Annotated in this window: 19 protein-coding genes; 6 read left to right on the top strand and 13 right to left on the bottom strand. The window is 68.0% G+C overall.

Going from position 1 to position 20641, the window contains the following annotated elements:
• Positions 1-63: 63 nt before the first annotated feature.
• The gene (dapF, locus tag QMK30_RS22840; RefSeq protein WP_283520156.1) at positions 64-993 is read right to left on the bottom strand and encodes a diaminopimelate epimerase; all 930 of its coding nucleotides are present in this window, start codon (positions 991-993) and stop codon (positions 64-66) included.
• Positions 994-1067: 74 nt separating this feature from the next.
• Complete coding sequence (locus QMK30_RS22835; protein WP_283520182.1) at positions 1068-1505, bottom strand: hypothetical protein; 438 nt, start codon at positions 1503-1505, stop codon at positions 1068-1070.
• 251 nt (positions 1506-1756) lie between these two features.
• Between QMK30_RS22835 and QMK30_RS22830 the strand changes: the two genes are divergently transcribed.
• Complete coding sequence (locus QMK30_RS22830; RefSeq protein ID WP_283520155.1) at positions 1757-2347, top strand: hypothetical protein; 591 nt, start codon at positions 1757-1759, stop codon at positions 2345-2347.
• A 5-nt stretch (positions 2348-2352) separates the two neighbouring features.
• On the opposite strand, the gene QMK30_RS22825 is transcribed toward QMK30_RS22830, so the two are convergent.
• From QMK30_RS22825 to QMK30_RS22775, 11 genes are all read right to left on the bottom strand, one after another.
• A complete protein-coding gene (locus QMK30_RS22825) occupies positions 2353-2619 on the bottom strand; it encodes a hypothetical protein (RefSeq protein WP_283520154.1) in 267 nt (88 codons plus the stop codon).
• 56 nt (positions 2620-2675) lie between these two features.
• Positions 2676-4130 (bottom strand): WhiB family transcriptional regulator, encoded by a 1455-nt coding sequence (locus tag QMK30_RS22820; protein ID WP_283520153.1) that lies wholly within the window; start codon positions 4128-4130, stop codon positions 2676-2678.
• A 233-nt stretch (positions 4131-4363) separates the two neighbouring features.
• Positions 4364-5146, bottom strand: coding sequence for a hypothetical protein (locus QMK30_RS22815; RefSeq protein WP_283520152.1), 783 nt, complete (start codon positions 5144-5146; stop codon positions 4364-4366).
• Positions 5146-6234: a hypothetical protein gene (locus QMK30_RS22810; protein ID WP_283520151.1), complete on the bottom strand. Its 1089-nt coding sequence runs from the start codon at positions 6232-6234 to the stop codon at positions 5146-5148. Before QMK30_RS22810 ends, QMK30_RS22815 begins: the two co-directional genes overlap by 1 nt.
• A complete protein-coding gene (locus QMK30_RS22805; RefSeq protein ID WP_283520150.1) occupies positions 6231-6776 on the bottom strand; it encodes a hypothetical protein in 546 nt (181 codons plus the stop codon). The genes QMK30_RS22810 and QMK30_RS22805 overlap by 4 nt, the downstream gene beginning before the upstream one ends.
• Before the next feature lie 99 nt (positions 6777-6875).
• The gene (locus QMK30_RS22800) at positions 6876-7505 is read right to left on the bottom strand and encodes a hypothetical protein (protein ID WP_283520149.1); all 630 of its coding nucleotides are present in this window, start codon (positions 7503-7505) and stop codon (positions 6876-6878) included.
• Positions 7506-7563: 58 nt separating this feature from the next.
• The gene (locus QMK30_RS22795) at positions 7564-9753 is read right to left on the bottom strand and encodes a hypothetical protein (RefSeq protein WP_283520148.1); all 2190 of its coding nucleotides are present in this window, start codon (positions 9751-9753) and stop codon (positions 7564-7566) included.
• A gap of 97 nt (positions 9754-9850) precedes the next feature.
• Entirely contained in the window at positions 9851-12856 is a 3006-nt protein-coding gene (locus tag QMK30_RS22790) for an ATP-binding protein (RefSeq protein ID WP_283520147.1), read from the bottom strand.
• A 7-nt stretch (positions 12857-12863) separates the two neighbouring features.
• Complete coding sequence (locus QMK30_RS22785) at positions 12864-13364, bottom strand: hypothetical protein (RefSeq protein WP_283520146.1); 501 nt, start codon at positions 13362-13364, stop codon at positions 12864-12866.
• 102 nt (positions 13365-13466) lie between these two features.
• Positions 13467-13730 (bottom strand): TrbC/VirB2 family protein, encoded by a 264-nt coding sequence (locus QMK30_RS22780; protein WP_283520145.1) that lies wholly within the window; start codon positions 13728-13730, stop codon positions 13467-13469.
• Between the two features lie 69 nt (positions 13731-13799).
• Positions 13800-15239, bottom strand: a complete 1440-nt coding sequence (locus QMK30_RS22775) for a conjugal transfer protein (RefSeq protein ID WP_283520144.1) — start codon at positions 15237-15239, stop codon at positions 13800-13802.
• Positions 15240-15839: 600 nt separating this feature from the next.
• On the opposite strand from QMK30_RS22775, the gene QMK30_RS22770 reads away from it, so the two are divergent.
• The 5 genes from QMK30_RS22770 to QMK30_RS22750 all read left to right on the top strand — a co-directional run bounded on the left by QMK30_RS22770 (position 15840) and on the right by QMK30_RS22750 (position 20575).
• Entirely contained in the window at positions 15840-16376 is a 537-nt protein-coding gene (locus tag QMK30_RS22770; RefSeq protein ID WP_283520143.1) for a hypothetical protein, read from the top strand.
• A 61-nt stretch (positions 16377-16437) separates the two neighbouring features.
• Positions 16438-16803, top strand: a complete 366-nt coding sequence (locus QMK30_RS22765; protein WP_283520142.1) for a DUF4913 domain-containing protein — start codon at positions 16438-16440, stop codon at positions 16801-16803.
• A gap of 35 nt (positions 16804-16838) precedes the next feature.
• Positions 16839-17519, top strand: a complete 681-nt coding sequence (locus QMK30_RS22760) for a hypothetical protein (protein ID WP_283520141.1) — start codon at positions 16839-16841, stop codon at positions 17517-17519.
• Positions 17520-17733: 214 nt separating this feature from the next.
• On the top strand, positions 17734-18420 hold the full coding sequence (locus tag QMK30_RS22755) for a hypothetical protein (RefSeq protein WP_283520140.1): 687 nt from the start codon (positions 17734-17736) through the stop codon (positions 18418-18420).
• 46 nt (positions 18421-18466) lie between these two features.
• Positions 18467-20575, top strand: coding sequence for a peptidoglycan DD-metalloendopeptidase family protein (locus tag QMK30_RS22750; RefSeq protein ID WP_283520139.1), 2109 nt, complete (start codon positions 18467-18469; stop codon positions 20573-20575).
• Positions 20576-20641: the final 66 nt, after the last annotated feature.

Here is a 20641-nt window from a genome sequence, read left to right as displayed (position 1 = left end):
CCATCACGCGGCGAAGACCCGCTCTCGCCCAGCGTGAAACGGATCACCCATTCGAGCGAAGCTTTATGCGACAGCCGTTTCCTTTGGGCCGGGAGCGATCCGGCCGACGGTGCCGAGGTCGAGCCAGGCGGGGTCGATGGTGCCCTCGGCGACGATCACGGCGGGGCCGGTCATCTCGACGGCTCCGTCCGGCCGCTCGGTGATCACCAAACGCCCGCCGGGGAGATCCACCGTGTACGTCACGGGGGTGCCCGTCACAGAGGGGTCCTGGCCGTCCCTGCGGGCCGCCGCGACGGCCACGGCGCACGCGCCCGTGCCGCAGGACCGGGTCTCGCCGGAGCCGCGCTCGTGCACCCGCATCGCGACATGGCGCGGGCCGCGGTCGACGACGAACTCGACATTGACCCCGTCCGGGTAGGCGGAGGCGGGGCCGAAGGCCGGGGCGGTGAACAGGTCTCCCGCGTGGGCGAGGTCGTCGACGAACGCGACGGCGTGCGGATTGCCCATGTTCACGTTGCGGGCGGGCCAATCGCGCCCGCCGACGGCGACGGTGACATCGCCATCGGGGAGGTCGGCCCGGCCCATGGAGACGGTGATGTGACCGGGCTCGCCACTCGCGTCCCGCTTGTCGATGTGGACGTTCTTGACGCCGCCCCGGGTGGCGACCTCCAGGCCGCCCTCGCCCACCAGTCCGGCGCGCTGGAGGTAGCCGGCGAAGACGCGGACGCCGTTGCCGCACATCTCGGCGATCGAGCCGTCCGCGTTGCGGTAGTCCATGAACCACTCGGCCTGCGCCGCCATGGCGCGCGCCTCGGGGTGCGCGGCGGTCCGTACGACGTGCAGCAGACCGTCGCCGCCGATGCCGGCTCTGCGGTCGCACAGCTTCGCGACGACGGAGGCGGGCAGGTCGATGGCGTTGTCCGGGTCGGGGACGATCACGAAGTCGTTCTCGGTCCCGTGGCCCTTGAGGAAGGCGATCGGAGAAGTGCTCACGCCGTCAATCGTACGGGTCGGGTACGACAGACCGGCCGGGTGGACACCCGGTGGCCCGGTAGGGCGGAAGCCCGCTAGCGGAGCCTGGCCACACGCCAGACGGCGAGGGCGACGAGGGCGACGCACAGGACCACGTAGAGCGCGACGACCCGCCAGTCCGGGCGCCTGCCCGACTCCCTGGGAGGCAGTCCGGGCCAGGTGTACCCCACGCGGCGGGCGGCCATCATGCCCCAGCCCGCGGCGCAGCCGCTGATCAGCAGGCCCAGCATGGCGACGACGGCGCCGCCGTCGCCGAACTCGAAGGCGAGGGGGAAGGCGAACATCAGGGAGCCGAGTGCGGCGAGGGCCACGATCGGTGCGAGCTGCCAGATCCGCAGACGTCGCTGCGGACGGAGCTCGACCTCGACCTCGGGTCCCACTTGCGCGCCGGAGGTCACGTCCTGCTCGTCGGGCCCGTCGGGGCTCAACCGCTCCGGTTCTTCCTGTGCTCTGTCACGAGGGCCGGCTTCCATCGCCACGCGCCCTCCCCACTTGGATTCACTGGTCGATCGAAGCTCGATGATGGCACGCGTGGGGGTGCCGGAATGACGTGCGGAGCGTCCCGATGCCATCACGTGATCAGGCTGTTATAGCCCCGCTTGAGGGTTTATGCAGGTCAGACGCCTGGTGCCGGTCAACGAGTCAGCAAAAGGTCAGCAATAACCCCAGGTCAACGCCCGATTACGCGGTCGCGACCGAACCCGGAGAGGGGACCGTCACCATCATGTCGAACAAGCTTGCGCGGGGTATGGGGAGCTTCTTCAAGCCCTGCGAGTGCCGCCGGCCCTCCGGCTGCCCGCACCCCTACACCATCCGCTTCCGCAACACCCGAGGCAGGCAGTCCGAGGAGTCCGGCTTCCCCAACCAGGACGCCGCCATCGAACGCCTGACCGCGCTCTACACAGCCCGCAAAACCACGCCGAGGAGTGTCGCCGAACAGCAGGAGACCCTCGGCGAGATGTGCTTCGAGGAGTACGCGAAGGCATGGTTCGCCCGCAAGCGTGGTCTCACCGGCAGCACGAAGGCCGCGACCGAGTCCCGGATGCGCACCCATGCCTATCCGGAGATCGGCTCGCGGAAGATGCACACCTTCGACAGCTTCGTGGTGGAGCGCTTCATCACCGCCATGGAACGCAGCAACGTCGGCGCCGCGACCCAGGCGCAAGTCTTCGCTGTTCCGGTGCGAGCCTGTTCCGGTGCGAGCCTGCCCGGTGGGAGCCGGTTCCGGTATTGGCAAGAGATGTTGCCACAGCGGACGAAGCGGCGCGGGCTCCCGGGCTCCGTGCGCGGGAGAAGTCGGTCAGCCCTCTGCTAGCCCAGTTACCCCAGCGACTCCGTCGCCCCGTCGAGATGAACCAGAATCCGGATCTCGCTCCCGAACCGGTCGTCCGTGATCAGCGCCGGCGTCGGCGCGCCCAGCTGCTGCGCGCGCTGCTGGAGGATCGAGAGGACGACGTCCTGGATGTCCCCGAAGGGCGGCGCGGTGACGGGCACCCCGTCGATCAGCGCGGCGTTCGGGGAGAACACTCGCACCGAGGCCCCACCGTGGGGGGCGGGGGCCGCCGCGGGCCGGGTCGTCTCGCTCATTGTGCGGTTGTCCTTCCGGAGCGGGCCAGGTTGCGGACCGAATCAGGGGTCGCGTCTCAGGCGACGCGTACGTACGTACCTCGGGAGAGGCGCTTGAGCCGCCCCGCCTTGACCATCGCGGACAACACATTACTGACCGCCTTCGACGGGTCCCGGTACGGCCCCGGAGCGGACTCCTGGCGCGCACCGACCTCGTGCGTCACATCCTTGCCGGTGAACGGCTCGGCGAGGGTGGCGACGGTCCGCTCGACGGCCGCGCGGATGCTCAGGGGAGGCGGCTGCGCGGGAACCCCGCTCAGGAGGACGCGGGGGCGCGCGCTGCCGACGGGCGTTCCGGTCGCGGGGACGACACCGGCCGACGCGCTCGCCCCGTCATGCCGGTCCTCGCCCTCGGCCACGCCCTCGGCCACGTTCCCGCACCCGTCCACCAGTTGCGCCGCCAGTGACCGCCGTGCCCCGCGTATCGCCTCCAGCTGCGCGCCGGATATCCCGCTGCCCGGCACCACCGCCAGCATGGTCACGACCGTCTCCGTGTTGGCAAGCGAACCGACGAGGCTGCGCAGCAGCGGCTCCAGGAACGCCTGTTGGAGGGCGGTCACCGGATCGCTCGTGGCCAACGCGACGGAGACCGAGCCCATCAGGCCGTTGTCGGCGCGGGGCGGCGGTTCGCCGGTGTCAGGGAGCAGCGACTCGACCACTCGGCGCGCCTGCCGGATGCCGACGAGCACTTCGGCCGTCAATCCGCTGCCCGGCACGGTGGTGAGCATGGCGGCGAGCTGCTCGGCGCCGAGCGCGGCCGGGGCGGCGGCTCGCAGCAGCGGCCACAGCACGGCCTCCCTGACGGCCATCGCGGGATCGTCCAAGGAGAACGAAATCTTCCCGTCCGCCCCGACTGCCGCGGATTCCCGGTTCGGGTCTTGCAATTGCGAATGGGACGACTTACAGGGCGACTTGCCGGAGCGACTCAGCGGGCCGATTCCGAGCGAACCAGATTTCACCGGCGCGCTCCCGATGCGTACCGATACCCCGTGGTCCGCGGCCAGATGCTCCTGCAACGCGTCGAACGCGTCGAGAATCGCGCCCAGTTCGGGCTGAGTCGACCCGGCGTGGCGCGAACGCTCCGCGTCGTCGTCCATCCGGGAGCGCATCAGCGCCAGCCGACGCGAGACGGTACTGCGGCTGCACCCGAGGCGGACGGCCATCTCCTGCTGACTCGCGTCGGGGTGCCGCCGCTGCTCGGCCATCAGATCGCCGAGAGTGACCTCTTCGCCGTCGGCGGAGCCCAAGTCGCCGTACTGGTCGCCCATCCGGAGCTCACGGCGGATCCACCGGCGGTCGTCGGCCGTGGTGGCCGCCGCGTAGCCGTACGGATCGGTGTGCAGCACGGCGTCCCTGAGGCACTCCGCCCACAGCGGGCAGGACGCGCACATCTCTCGCGCGGCGCCGGCGAGGGTGTCGAACGCCCGCGTCCGGGAGGGTGAACTCTCCCCCTGGACAGGCGGGTTCTCCAACAGCGGATGCTGGAACACGTCCGCACGGCGCTGGCATGGAAGTGACGTTGGCGAAACTGATGCAGAACTCGACGCAGACAGCGTCGTACGGCTGGCCGTACGCATGAATGAAATCCCCCGAGATGATCTTACACTCAGGGCGACTCTATGGTACGAGCGTTCGATCTCGCAAAGTGGAAGCAAACGCGCGCGATGGCCCACACAGAGTCGACTCGCTATCTTCACGAGGTTGGTCAACTGCCTTTTCCCATACGGGCCCGGATGCGGGCCGGAAGTGCCAGAACCGTCTTCGTGCGCTGGTGCATCGCGGTGAATCCACGGCCGCGAATCATCAGAACAGCCACAATTCCCAGGAAGCCGATCGGCACGGCGACCACCGGGAACAGCGTGCCGACGAAGGCCGCGAAGATCAGCACCACATCGGCGATCACCACGGTGATCCCTCGCCTGCCGGGGTGGTCCTTGAGCATCCACGCGCCCAGCAGCGCCATTCCCGTGAGGGCCCAGTAGCCGAAGACGGCCTGGCCAGTGATGGCACCACCCGGACCGCCACGTGCGACTTCGGCCACTGTCGCCATGTAGCCGGTGAGCGCGAGGGTGACCGGCGTCGAGATGAGCGCGAGTACCAACTGGCCGCGATGCCGCAGAAACCAGCCGGCCAGAGCGAGGACGAGTACCAGGCACACACCAATGAAGGCGGACGCGCTCGACGATCCGACATAGAACAGCGTGTACCCGGCGGCCAGCGTGAAGACGACTCGGGGCAGCAGCTTGACAGCGAGCGTGTCCTCACGCTCCTGCCGGACCAGGCGCCGCAACAGGTCGGGAAGGGGAGGGCGCGATGGGCTACCTTCCGCCGACTTCGATCGCCGTGGCGGCGCGGGCGCGAGATCGGCCCTGCGCTGTTTGTCCCCCAGGTTGTTCCGCTGCCTGTCCTCCCGCTCCCCGGCCGAGCCCACGCCCTTCGTCTCCGATACCTGGCGCTTCTTGGCGCGCGCTGCGTTCGCCCCGGCCATCAGATGCCCGTCCCGCCCACGGCTGTGCCGACGCCGGGCCCGGTGGGCACCGATGGGGCGGCGGGTGCGGCAGCTGTGCCCTTCGCGGCGGCTGTCGGCTTGGGCGCGAAGCCCGCCTGCCATACGGGAGTCGGCGCGGGGGGAGCAGGTGCGGGGGGAGCAGGTGCACTCGGGCCGGCCCCGCTGGGCCCCGGTGCGGCAGGGCCGGTAGCTGCGCTGGTGACAGCGCTCGTCGCAGCGCCGGTCGCTGTGCCCTTGCTCGGCGTCGCGCTCAGCGGCGTGATCCGCACGTGGTTCTTGTCCGCTGTGGCAACGTCCGTGGCCAGGTTGTCCAACACAGCGGAGCGCTCGGCGGGGGGCCTGGCCGCATACTCCTCGGGATTGATGTGCAGCGGTTTGGCAGGATCGGCGACCTGTGCTCGGGCGCGGACCTCATCGGACCCGAGCTCGTCCCGTGCGACGTCCGGCCAGTCGTGCGGCGGGGGGTACACGAACTTGACGTTGTCCACGCCGACATCCGGGTTGGCACGCAGCGCGGGCAGCTCGGTGTTGTAGAGCACGCTGAGCGGGTGGGCGTGCTCGGCGAAGACGGCGACTTCGCCCTTCGCGGTGTCGGCGTACTTCTCGGAGAGGACCGACCACGCGCTGCTGGCCAGGGCTTGACCCTGTTCCCTGTCGAAGCCGAGTGCCGTATGGACGTCCCTGTTCCACAAGTGCAGGTTGCTCATCGCCTGGCCGCCCTGGGTGCCTTCCAGATATCGCGCCGCGCCGTCGACTTTCGCGTTTTCGGACTCGGCCCAGGCGGCAGCGACGTATTCGTTGGACAACATCTGCTTGGGCGGAACGTCCGGGTGCGGCACTCCGTAGGACCAGAAGGCCGATTTCACATCGGGGTTCGCTGTGGTGACCTTCATCCGCCGAGCCCGCTCGACGACATACTCCTCGACGCCCATGCCCACTCGGTCGGCGGTCTTGATGAGACGCTCCGCCGTCCGCTCCGCCTGCCCGTCACGCAAGGGAGCGCCGCCCGCGTCTCGCAGCTGTTTAGCCCGTTCCCCGATCGACAGGGGTATCAGGTCCGAGCTCATGCTGCGTCCCGGGGATGGCAGTCCAAGTCGATCATTACGCCTCGCTTGCCCACCCCGCTGCGTGTGACGCCGCCGCTTCGCAGCTCCAAGGCGGTCACTCGGCCTTCGGAACTCGCGTCCCTCCATACCGCCAGCCGGTAAGGCGTACGGCTCCGCAGCCGCGTGTCGCGGGAAGGAAGCCAGTGCGTACCGTTCAGCGGTTCGGGGAAGGCGGGATCATCCCACGCCCCCGAGAACTCCGGTTCGCCGAGGACACTCCGGATTGCTGCCACGTATGCGGGCCAGATCCCACAGGCTCGTTCCAGCACAGAATCGTTCTCGTCGGAAGTGTCGGCTCCCATGCTCCACGTCGTCCAGCCCAGGCTCTTGACCGGACTCCAGCCGCCGTCGATGACAGGATCCAGGCTCATCTTTCCGCCCGTCGCCGACCGCACGCTCAGTACCCGATCGCCGCCGATGGGCACCCAGCCGAAGATCGCGCACCAGTCGTCGAGGGCCTGACCGGGGTTGGGCGGCCCGGCCCAGATGGCCGGCCAGTCCACGTGCTCAAGCCCTTTCACTTCTTCGGCCAAATCCTGCGGTGACCGCTCAATCCTCAATGTGGGCATTGTGTTCCCGCCTTCTCCTCGTACGTGCGTATGTCACAGCAGCCAGACCGGTCCGCGGTCCCCAGCATCCGCCGGACCGTGGCAGACGAGAGAAATACTCGCATCGGCGCGCGCCGGACTCGCCGCACTCCCTGTGCCGAGCAGCATCGTCAGCTCGAACAGCGGCGCTCCGGGCGTGCTGAAGGACCACGTCGCGACCCGATGCGGGGCCTCGTGTTCCAAACGCCACTCGGGGCTGTACCAAGGTCCGCGTCCCGGCAGCTCGGGGAAGTCCGGCGCGTCCCAGCCGCCGCACCAGGTGCACTCGCCCAGCACCTCCCGCACGGCCGCCAGATACCCGGACCAACGCACCGCAGCCCGTTCCGTCACCGCGGCGTTCTCCTCCACCGCCTCGGCCCGGACCCCCCAGGCCGTGTACTCGACCCGGGTCACCGGCCGCCCCGGAGCGACCGAGGCCAGATACTGCCGACCGCCCCGCCGCGTCCGCACGTACTGCCCCGCCTCGAACCACAGCGGCTGCCAGCCGAGCGCGGCACACCAGCGTTCGCGTTCCTCCTTGTCCGCGGGCACGCCGCGCCACACGGTGTCCCAGGCCAAACCGGTGAGCGTCCACAGCTCCGCGACCAACTCCTGCGGGCTGCGGTCTGCGATCAGGGCTGCCACGGGGTCGGCTCCTCAGCTCGTACGGGGTGACAAGTGGGACAGGGCACCGGGCCGCTCACTAAGAGACCCGGCCGTTCGGCCTCGGCGGATTCGGCGGCGGCTGGTTGTTCGGCGGCTGGGGCGCTTGTGGCTGCGGCTGATGTGGCTGTGGCTGTGCCTGATGTGGTTGCGTCGGATACGTCCGCGGTTGCGGCTGCTGCGGCGACGGCTGTTGCGGCGCGGGCCGTTGGCCCTGGGGCTGAGTCGGCACCGAGGTCTGGGCCGGCTGCTGACCGGTGGAGCTACTGACCCGCCGCCGGGACGTGGGCTGGGCCTCGGGATCCGGCTGCTGCCCCTGCTGCTGCTCCGGCAGTTCCGGCGAGTCCGGCTGGACCTGCTTCTTCAGCGGGCCCTGCTGCTTGGACTTCGCTGCTCCGCCGCCCTGAGCCTTGGCTATCCCGTAGGAGTCCTTGCGCTTCTGACGAGCGCTGACGTCGATCCAGCCGCCCTTCGCCAGCTTGCCGCCGAGCAGCTTCTTGTCCGCCGTTCGAACGGTCCCGGCCGCGGTCCGGCCCGCGACACGGCCTCCCACCTGGAGTGCCTTGCCGGGCGCGCCCTGACCCTTGTCGACCAGCTTGCTACTGCCGGTCTCCGCCGCCTCGCGAATACCGAGCGCGTCCTCGGCTCCCGCGACCTTGGGGCTGAACTTTCCGGACAGCAGGTTCTTGAGCAGCATGATAACGGCCACGGTGACCAGCAGCAGCATCAACAGTTGCATACCCAGTGGAACCTGGAGCGGAAGAATCACCTGGTAGAAGAGCAGCAGCACAGTGAGAATTACCCCGAACCCGGCACGCAGCACAAAACTGTGCACAAATGTTTCCCACCATCCCCGCAACAGTTTCTGCTGCGTGGGATGGATAGATATCGACGCGATCAATGGCAGCAGGATCACCATGATGAGCGTCACCGCGTGCCAGAGCAGAGTCAGCAGGCTGAGGCCGATGACCATGAGTCCGACGATGGCGGAGGCAACCAGGGCGTAAATGGCAATGCTGATACGGCTCGCCGGCTTGCGCCCGCTCCACTGGTCGTAGTCGCCGGAGGAGAAGTCATCGGCCATGTACTTGCGCAGATCGCCGTACTCGTCCTCCTTCTTGTCCGTGATGTCTTTCTCGCCGGAGTAGTAGTCCTTATTCGTCACCGACTGCGCGACAACCTGCTTCACCCGGAGATCCGAACATCTCCTCGGACCCCCGAAGTCGCATTTGTCGTCACCCTTGTACGCTATTCGCTTCTTGCCCGGGTCTCCGAACTGACCGATCGACCAGGGGCGGAACGCCAGCGTGTCGTACATCGCGCAGCTGGAGACCCGCATTCCGCGCTGCGTGGCGTTCACGCCGAGGTCGCAGGGCGGTTCCATGAGACCCGTCGCACTGCCCAGAACAGCCTCTGTCAGTACTGCGTTTCCCTGCGCGATGCCGGAGTCCGCCTTCTCGACCACCGCCACATAGTTTCCGTTGACCAGGAAGCCGGATACCGCGACGACCACAAAAGCGGCCCAGCCCACCCCCGCCCAGACTTCACGCATGTCTCCCTTGCGCCATTTACCGAACACCCAGATTCCGGTGAGCAGGATCATCGTGGGAACGGCGAACTTGAACACACGGTTGTTGAGGCGATCGACGACGCTGTCCTTGCCTTCGACCGTCTCCTCGTACAGAGCCGCCAGCGGGCTGGGGTTGGACGAGATCTCCTTCACGCTGATCGCGGCGCGGCTCATGACCTTGCTCAGATCGAAAATCATCTGGCCGATGGAGTTGGTGATGTCGTTCTGGATGCTGCAGTCGTCGTCCTCGGCGGAGTCGTCGCCTTTGGCCTGCTTCTGGCTCACCTGGGTGGAAGCCCAGTTGAGGCCCCGCATGCTGTTCAGCTCGTACAGCGTGTACTGAGCGGCTCCCTTGGGAAGTTTCTCCGCTCCGGAGACCAGACCGCCTTTCCCGTCCCACTGCCGGACCGAGGGAAAGATGTTCTCCGCGCTGACACCCGGCATATCAGCCTTTTGATTGGTGCTCTGGTCCACCCAGTCACAGGTGTCCATGAACGCCTTCGCCGGCTGTGGAGCGGAGAGCGAGAGCGCCAACACCGTGAATACGACGAACAGCGCGGCCCGAGCCGCCACCCCGGTGCTGGTGAGCACCTTGAACACGTTTTTCCATGTCCAGCGCTTCGCTGGACGGCCAACGCCGTTCCGGCGGCGGATCAGCATGAGAAATCCTTCGGAAGAAACTTCGAGAAGTTCGAGAAGCCGGCATCCGCGGGCGTACGCGCGAGGTAGTCGTGGCCGGTTCCCGCTCTGCCGCGCGTCACAGCACCGCGCCAGACCGGACTGACTCCGCTTCGAGCGAGGCAGCAGCAGCCGCGGCGACCTCGGCCGCCGCGTCCGAGGCCGCGGCCTCCTGCATGAACGTCCATTCCCACACGCTCGAAGGCGGGTTGACGCCCTGCCGGGCGGGCCGGGTCGTGCCGTTGGTGTCCGTCGCCGCGAGGATCTCTTGGAAGACCAGGTCCACCGCGACGGTGCCGACCCGCTTGTCCACATCCCGTTGAAGGCAGACTCCGGTGCGCAGCTCCTGCAGTGCGTTGATGACCTTCGCGTCGTCCTCCGATCGGCCCAGCAGCGGTGCCACGAGTGCCGCTTCCTGCCCGGACTTCTGCTTGAAGGCGAAGACCGTGTGGATCTGGTTGGCGCCACCGCTGCGCGCCTCGGAGTCCTCGATCTGCACCAGGTCGATGGCCTGCTGCGTGATGAGGACGATCACCGCCAAGTAGGAACGCCCCTGCTTCAGCGCCCTGCGGATGAGGTCTCGGCCGCTCTCGGTCGCGGTGACGACGTACGCCTCGTCGACGAAGAGCGCCTTCGGCCGGAGCCCGACCTCCCCGGTGACCGGGTTCTTCTCGTAACCGACGTCCAGCATCTGGCTGCCCAGCTCGACGACGGCCATCAGCGCCGTGGCCGCGAGCCGTTCACCCGGGTTCCAGTTGCGCGGGTCGGAAGCGGCCGGCGACTGGTAGCCGCGCAGAGTGATGACCGTGCGGCGCTTGCGCATGCTGGAGAGCGTCATCGGCTTCTCGGCGAAGGCCAGCCGGGCATACGGAAGGGTTCGCAACTCGGTGAGCAGCATCTGCGCCAGCTTGAGTTCCTTGATGGCCTCCCGGTCGCCGGACGCAACCGCACTGTCGTAGGCGCGTACGACCTCGTCGACGACCGCCCACAGTGTCGGTCGCGGTACGTGCAGTTCCGCGTCACGGGCGCTGTAGCCCTGCTCGACCGCTTGTCGAATGGAGGAGTTGTACCAGCCCACGACGGTCGCCATCCCCTCGATGACGGGAAGCCGTACCCGCTGGTAGTCCTCGTCGCCCAGGAACCCGCGCAGCATGCTCTCGGCGAGCAGGCGCCCGGAGGCGACATCGCGGGCGACGACCCAGGGGTCGAGCACACCGGCCCGTCCCTTGAGGAGGTCGACAACCTCGGTTTCGTCCCAGAACTCCCGGTTCACCGGCTGGAATCGGCTCTGCGTCGTGCCGACGAGTCCCGCTTCGGCATCGCCGCTGAAGCCCGGATCGTTCACCTGGGCGCCGAAGGCGAGGTAGTAGCACAACTGGGCGAAGTCGGTCTTCGGGTCGATGACCAGGCAGCGGACTCCGGACTCCGACTCCTCGTAGAACTTCTGCAGCGCGAGCGAGGATTTGCCACCACCGGAGGCGCCCACGATCGCCATGCCGCCGCCGTCGTTGCGGGCCGGGCCGACGTGCAGCGAGTAGTGGACCGGCATCTTGCCCGCCCAGCCCACCAGGTTTCCCACCCAGCCCAGGCGCTTGCCTGAGCGCTGTTCGGGGTTGTCACCGATCTCGGGACCGGCTGTCGGCAACCCGGCGCCCAACTGCTCGACCTCCTGCAACCGCAGGTAGGGAGCGATGGGCAGCTTGGGAGCGTCACCGGGGAGCTGGGACTGCAACAGCCTCCACTGCTGACGGGTCGGCCGCAACAGCGTCACCTTCAGGTCCTGCTTGAACTGCATCTCCAGGACGCGGCGGCGCCGCTCCAGTTCCTTCAGGTCGGGCGCGGAGATCGTGAAGCGGATCTGCGCTTCCATGCCCGGCATCTTGTGCTCGTCGATGTCGTCGCACAGGTGCTGGGACCGGGTGACCTGGCTGGCGAGCTTGGTATCCGGGCTCCGGCCCGAATTGGCCATGTCGTTCATCTCGTCGAGGAGGTTTCCCCGGATCTTGTCCGCCCGGTCTTTGAACTTCAAGTGCGGGATGAGGGTGAACCGCATGTCGATCTCGACCGGGAAATCGACATGCTGGGCCGCGTAACGAGCCCACGCCGTGCTCTGCCGGAAGCGCGTCTCGGCCGGCCAGCTCGCCGCGACCAGGGTGGTCGTGTAGCTGGTCTGCCGCTCCCCGGACTCCTCGTCGTACTGGTGCAGCACGATGTGCGTTTTGCGGTTCTCCCCGGAGAAGTCCACCACCAGGTCGAACTGGTCCGGGCCCCAGGAGCGGCTGCCCAGCACGGGCTCGGGGGCCACCGGCAGGTCGCCGTGCAGGGGTTTGCGGATCATCCACACGAGTTCCTCGCGCGAGAGCGGGGAGCCGCGCATGCCCTCCAGGCTCTCGTGCACCTCCGCCGCGACCTGCGTCCACTCGGCGAGGACGGTCGGGTTGAGGTATTCCTCGGTGACACCGGTCGCCGAGGAGGCGGCCTTGTCGGCGACGCCGCGTACCCCGCGCAGGATGGAGGCGTCCTCGTGCGGCTCGTCCTCCTCCGCGACCACGCCGTTCCCGCCCCGCTTGAGGGTGCCCAGCTTCACCAGGAGGATGTTGCGCTCGCGCATCGCGCCGATGCGCTCCTGGTACTCCGCCTTGCGGAAGTTGTATGCCTTGTAGTTCTCGGTCGGGTCCCAAGCCACCGCGTTGAGATCCTCGGCCCAGGTCAACGCCGTGATGGGCTGATAGACCTTGCGGTAGTGGCACTCCACGTTGCGGTCGCCGCGCGCGATGTTCAGCAGGCCGCGCGCCGGGTTCTCCGCCATCGCCTGCAGTTCCGCGGGGTTGAGGTACTCGTCGATGGCGGTCGGCAGCACCAGACCGGTCCACACCGAATCGCCGTGCACGAAGATCATGTCGTCGGCGTAGCGGTACGGCAGCCGGAGTTCCTCGCGCTTGGCCACAGTGGCGGAGCCGGACGACGGCTTGCGCGCGGGCCGTCCCTTGGCCTGCCCCTGCCCGTTGTTCTTGGACGTCGCGGCCATGATCAGCACAACGACGAAGAACGCCGCCGCCGCCAGCAGAAGAATCAGCAAGAACATCGAGGCGTCATCCCATGGATGTGTCGGGCAGGGCTTCCGACGTGGGGCCGGTGGTGCCTGCGGAGAATGAGGAGCCGCGTGCGGCGGCGACCGCGTGCGCCGCGTCGTACCGCGCGTGCCAGCGGGGCGAACCGGGTGTCCAGAGAATGACCTGCCAGTGGATCTCTTCCGGCTCCCGGTCGGCCGTCAGTCCCTGCAGCCGCTTGGGCTGGAACCAGAAGTCGACCCACACCACGACCTGCTGGCTGAGCGTGAGCGCGGACGGCAGCGGACGACCCCAGATGAAGTAGACGCCGAAAGGCGGCCCGAGGTAGAGGATCGAGGTCAGCATCGAGAACCCGAGGAACGGCACGACAGCCGACAACGACAGCAGCGCGATCATCCAGATCAGGCCGAAGCCGAAGGCCGCGCCGAGAGCCGGCAGCAGCAGTCCGGGCAGCGGGATGTTCCCCCAGTTCCAGATCCGCTTCGGCCGGTTCAGCAGATCGGTGTGGTCATAGGCGACCATCGCCTCAGGATCGTGCCCCGACATCGGCTGTTCCCCCCTCGTCAGCGGACCGTACGGAATGTATGTGTGGCCGGGTGGGCCCGGGCCGGGCCCACCCTCGGCTCACCCCTTGCCGCCGCCGATCTGCTCACCGAGTCCGATCAGCATCGAGGCGAGACCGGCGGCGCCACCGATGATCAGAGCGGCGAGCGCGATCATGCCGAAGCCCTGGAATGCCTCGCGCATACCGTCGCCGCGCTTCATCGACATCAGCATCCGGATACCGAGAATGAGCAGAGCGATGATCGCGACCATCGTTCCCGCACCGCGAAGGATGTTCTCGACATTGCCGAACATTCCCTCCAAAGTCTGCGCGGCGAGAAGCATGCTGTTCCTTTCGAGATGAATTGAGGGGCCGTGCACGCACAACCGACAGAGAGCCGATCGCACCTGAACTCAGGACTTCTTGTCGCCCTTGTTCCTGGGACCGTCTTTTTTCCTTGGGGCATCGTTCTTGGATCCGGGGGGAGTTGACGATCCCGCCGGGTCCGAGGTCTCCGTGGGATCCTCGGTCGGTTCGAGCGTGCCTTGATCCGCTCCGCCGGGCGCCGGGATATCCGCGTCGGCACTCCCACCTTCCGGGTCCAGGACCCCACCGCGAATGTCCTTGATGAACCAGCCCTGTTCGGTGTTCACCACGGTCACTCGATACGAGCGGCTCAGCTTCGCGCCATGCGCGTCGGTCCACGCGACCTCCACCCGGGCCTGCACCGGCTGATCGGTGCGGTAGGTGTAGGTGTTGCCGTCCTTCGCACCGACGGGGGCAACCGCCTCCACCGTGGTGATCTGCGGCTTCTCCAGCGCACCGGCCAAGCCACTCGTCGCGGAGGTCGACGCGTCAGGCGTGGTGAACCGGGTCATGGCCGTGGCGTCCGACTCACCCCATGCCTCGAAGAATCCCGGAAATACCTTTTCCTGCAACTGCGTCGACAGCTCATCGTCGATTTCCGCCTCGTCCCCCAGAACAGGGGCCTTCCCCTCGGTGGGCAGCGGCATTTCTCCGACGTTTCCGACGATACGCAGACCTTGACCGGTTTCAAGATCCTTCACGTACACCGGAATGCTCAATACTGTGACCACGCCACTGTCCAGGCGTGCCTGAACACCCATATAGCGGCCGTGAGCGCCGAACTCACGAAGCGGTTCCACGGTTCCGTCCCACGTGACCGAGACTACCTTCTGCTTGCCCGTGCCACTCCAGCCGCAGTCGGGGTCAACACCGGAGGAAGCGAACTCGGCGAGGGCGTCACGCCGTTCGTCGACCGTCTCCGGGGAATAGGTCAGGCACTGGACGGCATACCGCTCCGCGAACGTTCCGGCCTCGGCGGTCGGGAAATCAGTCAGCCGATAGCGCCGCACATCCTTGGTGGACAATTCGGCCACCTGCTTCCCGGACTTACCCACGACCATGCCCATGACACCGCAGGAACCGAGCGCCAACAGGCACGTGCTCACCAGGACGGTCGCGCGCAAACCGATATGCGTACGCCGACCGCTCGCAGGGATGCGTCCACCCGCCTTGGGAACGTCGAACGGCACGCCCTTGCCCGCGGCGCTCACCGGACGCGGCTGCTGCCCGGCCGTGCCGGACCCCGGCGACGCCTGCGGCCGCGCCTGGGGGGCGCGGCCGCTGGACAACTCCCCGCCGGCTGCCGCACCGGCTGCGGCGGGCCGCCCACCGCCCGCGCTCCCGGACTTCTTCTGCTCACGAGCCGCCTTCTTGCGCTCGTACTCAGCCTTCCGCGCGGCCTTGGCCCGCTCCCGCTGCTCCTTCTTCCCGCTGCCAGACTTCTGCGAGCGACGCGGCGGGAGGGTCGGCACCCCGGCCTGGCCCACCGGCGCACCGGCCTGCGGAGCGCTGCGCACCCACGCGGCGGCGACCTGAGCTCGCGCCGCGTCGGAAGGCGGCGGGCCGGGGTACTGGGGCTGAGCCTGTCCCGGAACCGGCTGCCGGCCTTGTACCGGCTGCTGTCCTTGCTGCCGGCCTTGCGACGACGTCCACGCCTGTTGGTGCCCAGGATCCTGGGCACCGGCCTGCGGCTGCTCCGGCGGGGGACCGAAGGATGCTGGGGGCTCAGGAAGCTGGCCTCCGCCGACCGCGCCAGCAGGGCTGTTGTGGTCTGTCATCGGGGCGCTGTCTCCAACGTGTTCGATCGCCGGCCGCCATGCGGCGGGCCCCGGTCCAACCGGGTGCGTCGGCAGTCTGACAAACACCTGTCGCAGCGAGACCCCGGTCTTCCTCGCCGTGCGAGGACAGGAAAGCGCTGACGCCGACTTTGAGGAAAGCGGTGAGGAAAGCGCGGGGCGGCACCGGACAATTCGCGGCTTTCAGGCCGTCCGGCTGACACAGCGATCGGTCATGATGTGCGGGGGCACGCGCCCTTCCGTCGCACCCCGCACTCCGCAGACACAGCCGACCGCGCCGAAGGACGAGAGTTGAGCGACCAGTACGTGCCCCCCGAGCCGGCCGCGCCCCGAGCATGGGGTAACGCCCAGCAGGCCGCACCGCAACAGCCCGTACCGCAACAGCAATGGGCCGTCCCTCCGCCGGTAGCACCCCAGGCTCAGGTCACACAGGCTCAGCACGCCTGGGTCGACGGATACGAGCCCGGCAATCCTTGGCAGGCGAGGCTGTGCATGCAGTCGTCACTGGGCACGCTGACGTTCCCGCTGACACCGCACACCATGCCCGAACTCCTGGAGCAGCTCGTGCTCGTCGCCCAGGAGCAGCAGGGCCTTCCCGTCGGATTCTCCGATACCGAAGCACCGGGGCAAGCGGGAACGCACGACGAGGCAGACGGTGACGAACAGGAGCGTGCGGACGCCCCCGGAGGCAAGAAGAGCAGCGCCGCCTCCCGGCTGAGCGGCTGGGCTGTCGTGCACGAGCTGTGGGAGCGCGACAACCCCACCGTCCGGATCGCGATGGGTGCCATCGTGGTCGTCCTGCTGCTCCTCGGTGTCTTCATCGCCTGACGGCCGGTCCGGAACACCGCGATCCCACTCCGCCCCGATCCAGACAGAAGGCCCGCCGCCCGTGACGACTGACGACCGCCCCGGAGCCGAGGATGTGGAGTTCCTCTTTCCCGACGTCTACGTGTTCGTTTCCGACTACGTGTCCCAAGTCGTACGTCGGAGGGTCAACGGTTCCCTCGCCACCTGGTGTCCCCGGTGGTGGGAACACCCGGAGGCGGGAGCCCGGCTCTCCGCTCTGTGGCTCGCGTTCGAACACCTTCGGCACGACTCCGCCCTGGGCATGTCCACTTGGTGGCTGCACCACGCCGACCCGCACCTGCGCGTCCTGATGGACCCGGATGTGGGCCCCTTCGCCGCCTGCTCACCGAAGGACGGCCACACGGCCTACCCCTTCGACCCGCTGCCGGTGGACCCCTATACGCCCTGACGCGCCTGCGCCCCCACCCCGTAAGGAGCCCTTCCATGCGCACCAAGCACGTATTCGCCATCACGGCCCTACTCGCTCTCAGCGTCACCACCGCCGGCTGCGGCGGCAGTGACAACGCGGCGGACAAGAAGGGCTCGGAGACCTCCGCGGCCAAGAACGGAGGGACGAGCGGGGGCGATGGGGACGGTGGTAAGAGCGATGGCGCGGGCGGCGCGGAGCTCAGGCTCGCCAAGGTCTCCGATATGGACCGGCTGGTTCAGCTCATCGGCACCGCCACCCTCTGCGAGGACATGAGCCGGAACGCGGAGGACATCGACTTCAGCGATATCGACGGCGACAGCTCGGGCGGCACCGCGGCGACAACCGCTGAGGGCGACAAGACCTGGTCCATCAAGGAGCGTGCCGCCTGCTACGGCGAGAGCCGGGCCGACAACGTTCACCGACTGATCCTGATCAAGAACATGGCGCAGTTCCAGGCCGCCTACAAAGCCCAACACGAGGCCGAGATCAAAGCAGGCGACGGCGACTCCCGGGCCGACTACTTTATCGGTCAGAATTTCGCGGTGAAGCTCAACGGCATACGCGGGAGCGACGAGGAGGACCTGCTGGGGCTCGGGCTACTCGCCCTGAACTGCACGCCCAACTACACGCCGCCGGCCAACTTCAAGAACGAGCAGGCACTCGTCGACGGCTGTGTCCTGACCGACGCCACCTGAGTGCCGCGCCGGGGCCGACGCGCCGCCGGCCCCGGCGGCGCCCGTCCCTCGCGGAGATCTCCCGAGTCCTCGCCGATGTCCCGGCTTGAGGACTCGGCTTTCCTTGCCCTCACCGCCCGAGGAAAGCCGCACGCCTCCAGTGCTACACCCTCTGCCTACCGTGTCCCGGATACCGCCACCGCCGGACGCCGGACAACTAGGGAGACCAAGGGCCATGGAGACGGAAGCGAGACAGAAGCGCACGGGGCTGCTCGCCCTGGGAGTGCTCGGCTTCCTCATGATCGCTGTGCTGGTGGTCTTCACGGTCTTCGACGGGGACGACGACGAGACGCCGGAGCCCGGCGCCGCCCGGCCCGCCGCGTCGAGCACCGCTGATGACTCCCCGGCCGGCGACGAGGACTCCGAAGAGGCCCCTGCCGGTTCCGGGGCGAGTGCCCAGCCCGGCCCCACCCCGATCGTGCCGCTGACCGAAGTGGGCGAGGCCCACCAGGTGATGACCCGCTACATGGCCGGCATCAGCACCTACGACCACACCAGCACCGCCGCGTCCTGGGGTCCGCCCTTGTTCGAGTTGACCTCCCGCGAAGCCGGGATCAAGGAGACCACGGCTCTGCCCAGCGGTAAGGCGTGGGCGGAGTGCCGGCAGGAGCGGTGCTCGTCACGAGCGACGGCCGTGGCGACCCGCGACGCGCTCGTCTCCGATGACCTCACACGGGGCAGCGGCCGGACCATCTCCACTGTGGTGAAGGTCGACATCACCCGGAAGACCGATGACGACACGCAGACGGAGAGCAACACGTGGCTGGTGAGCGCCCGTTACCGCGACGGGGCGTGGCAGGTGACCGGGTTCGACATCTTCGGCCTCGGCAACATCGGTTCCTCCGGCCAGGACGAGCAGTGAGGCTTCCGTGGTAGCCCCCGCGGTCCTTTCCGCGGCCGCTAAGGCTGTGAAGGTCGCCAAAGCGGCCAAGGCTGCCGGTCAAGCCGCCGGGAACGCCCAGGCCGACGAGAAGAAGAAGCAACAGCGGCGGATCATCATACTGGTGGCCCTGCTGAGCAGCGGCAACGTGCTGCCGGTGACCGGGCTCATCCTCATTCTCATGGTCCTTCTGACGTCGCTGCTCGGAGCCATAGGCGGCGGTGCCGCGGCGGCGGCCTGCGGCGAGTACGCGGACAACGCCAACTCCGGCAACACCTCTCCCGCTGCGGCGACGAATCCGATCATGCCCGCGGGCAAGGTCTACATGCCGAGCACGACAGCGCGTAACGAGATACCCCCGAGAATGATTCTCGCCGCGATGCGCGGTGCCGCCCACTACGAGGGTCTCGACTGGACCCTGATAGCCGGGCAGATGTACCAGGAGACGAAGTACGGGCAGGACAAGTCCGCCGCTCCCGGCGGCAAGAACAGCGCCGGCTACATGGGCATCCTGCAGTTCGGCACGCCTGCCTGGACCGACTACGGCGCCGACGGCAACGACGACGGCGAGCAGGACCTCTACAACGTGGACGACGCGGCGTTCGCCGCCGCCAAATACCTGCACGCGCAGAAGGCCGAGACCAATGCCGCTGAGGCTCTGCGGGTGTACTCGGGATCGACCACGTCCAACACGATCTACCTTCGCGTGGTCCTCACCCAGGCCGCCCGCTATCGCGGCGTCCTCACCGGGGACAAGGAGCTGATCAAGCGCTGGTACAAGCACCTTGCCACGACCATCGGGAAGAATCCGGATTTCCCCACGCTCGGCAAGCAGTCGGACATCCCCGAACCCGTTGGCAACAACGCGCAGATATCGCAGGCGACCAGCATCGGCTCACAGCCCGCGAGGAGCTGGTCAACGCCGCCTCTGGACGACGAGGGTTCCCGGAAGACATCCGCCCGAGCCGCATCGGCGGTTGGCGTCGCGGGCGACTCGGACGCCGGGAACTTTCCCGCCATGACGAGCGCCGCGTTCAGCAAGCCCCTGGCCGCTCCCAAGGCGCCCCGTGCTCCTGCCGACCCGAAGGGTGAGAACGGCAAGGACTGGCAGTGGCCCATGAAGAAGGGCAGCTACCAAATCGGTACGCCTTACCACAAGAACGGCGGCATGTGGAGTCTCGGCTACCACACCGGCCTGGACCTGGTGGCTTCCAGCGGCACGCCCATCTTCGCCCCGGCCGACGGCAAGGTCATCAAGGCCGCGGGCGGCGGCTCGTACGGCAATGAGACCAACCTCAAGCACGCCGGTGGGGTGGTGACGCTGTACGCCCACCAGACGAAGATGCTGGTCTCGGCCGGACAGAGCGTGAAACGCGGCCAACAGATCGGTACGGTCGGCGCGACCGGCAATGTGACCGGTCCGCACCTCCACTGGGAGGTGCGGGTGCCGGGCGTCGACAACCCGTTCGTCAGCGGCCAGGACAACGGCCCCGGAATGGTCGACCCGGCCGACTGGCTCAACGGCAAGGTATCCGCCAACCCGGACTACGGAAGCGTGCCGGGCGGAGCCGACGGAAAGGCGAAGGACGCCCAGTACGCGGACTGCGCCGCGCGGGCCGGCGGCCCCCAGGTGGCCCCGGACGGCGCGGGCGCCTCCGGCGTGCTGCCGTCGTCCGACGACCCTGTAGTCAGGGCAGCGCTCGGATGGGCGCAGCGCGGCATCGGCGTCCCGTACGTCCTGGGCGCGCCCAGGCTCGCCGGAGAGAGCCCGTCGAGCTTCGACTGCTCCAGCTTCGTCCAGTGGGCGTACTACCAAGCGAGCAGCGGGAAGATCAACATCACTGGCGCCACCTTCAGCCAGGAGCCCTACCTCAAGAAGTACAAGATCTCGCTCTCCGAGGCGCAGCCAGGGGACTTGATCTACTTCAACCCCAGCCAACGCGGCTCCGAGCACGTCGGCATGGTGTGGGACCCGAAGGGTCACAAGATCATCCATGCGCCGCGTCCGGGCAAGTCGGTCGAATTCAGCAAGTGGGATGTTCAGGGCAAGATCACCGCCGTGTACCGGGTGCCGATCCCACAAGGCGCCAACGCGGTCGAGGGTGACGGCAAAAGCGGCAAGGAGAAGGGCGCCTGACGCCTGCTCAACGGAGGCATCGCAGCGGAGAACAGCCATCAGGAAAGCGGAGTGGGAACGTTGAAG

The sequence above is a fragment of the Streptomyces sp. H27-C3 genome (assembly GCF_030063415.1).
GTDB lineage: Bacteria > Actinomycetota > Actinomycetes > Streptomycetales > Streptomycetaceae > Streptomyces.
This window is presented reverse-complemented; position numbering and strand designations above follow the sequence as displayed.

Coding starts and splice junctions, on each gene's coding strand:
- QMK30_RS22795 (WP_283520148.1), bottom strand. CDS start 9,753: ATGCTGATCCGCCGCCGGAACGGCGTTGGCCGTCCAGCGAAGCGCTGG.
- QMK30_RS22785 (WP_283520146.1), bottom strand. CDS start 13,364: ATGGTCGCCTATGACCACACCGATCTGCTGAACCGGCCGAAGCGGATC.
- QMK30_RS22780 (WP_283520145.1), bottom strand. CDS start 13,730: ATGCTTCTCGCCGCGCAGACTTTGGAGGGAATGTTCGGCAATGTCGAG.
- QMK30_RS22830 (WP_283520155.1), top strand. CDS start 1,757: ATGTCGAACAAGCTTGCGCGGGGTATGGGGAGCTTCTTCAAGCCCTGC.
- QMK30_RS22760 (WP_283520141.1), top strand. CDS start 16,839: ATGCGCACCAAGCACGTATTCGCCATCACGGCCCTACTCGCTCTCAGC.
- QMK30_RS22810 (WP_283520151.1), bottom strand. CDS start 6,234: ATGAGCTCGGACCTGATACCCCTGTCGATCGGGGAACGGGCTAAACAG.
- QMK30_RS22755 (WP_283520140.1), top strand. CDS start 17,734: ATGGAGACGGAAGCGAGACAGAAGCGCACGGGGCTGCTCGCCCTGGGA.
- QMK30_RS22825 (WP_283520154.1), bottom strand. CDS start 2,619: ATGAGCGAGACGACCCGGCCCGCGGCGGCCCCCGCCCCCCACGGTGGG.
- QMK30_RS22790 (WP_283520147.1), bottom strand. CDS start 12,856: ATGTTCTTGCTGATTCTTCTGCTGGCGGCGGCGGCGTTCTTCGTCGTT.
- QMK30_RS22835 (WP_283520182.1), bottom strand. CDS start 1,505: ATGGAAGCCGGCCCTCGTGACAGAGCACAGGAAGAACCGGAGCGGTTG.
- QMK30_RS22815 (WP_283520152.1), bottom strand. CDS start 5,146: ATGGCCGGGGCGAACGCAGCGCGCGCCAAGAAGCGCCAGGTATCGGAG.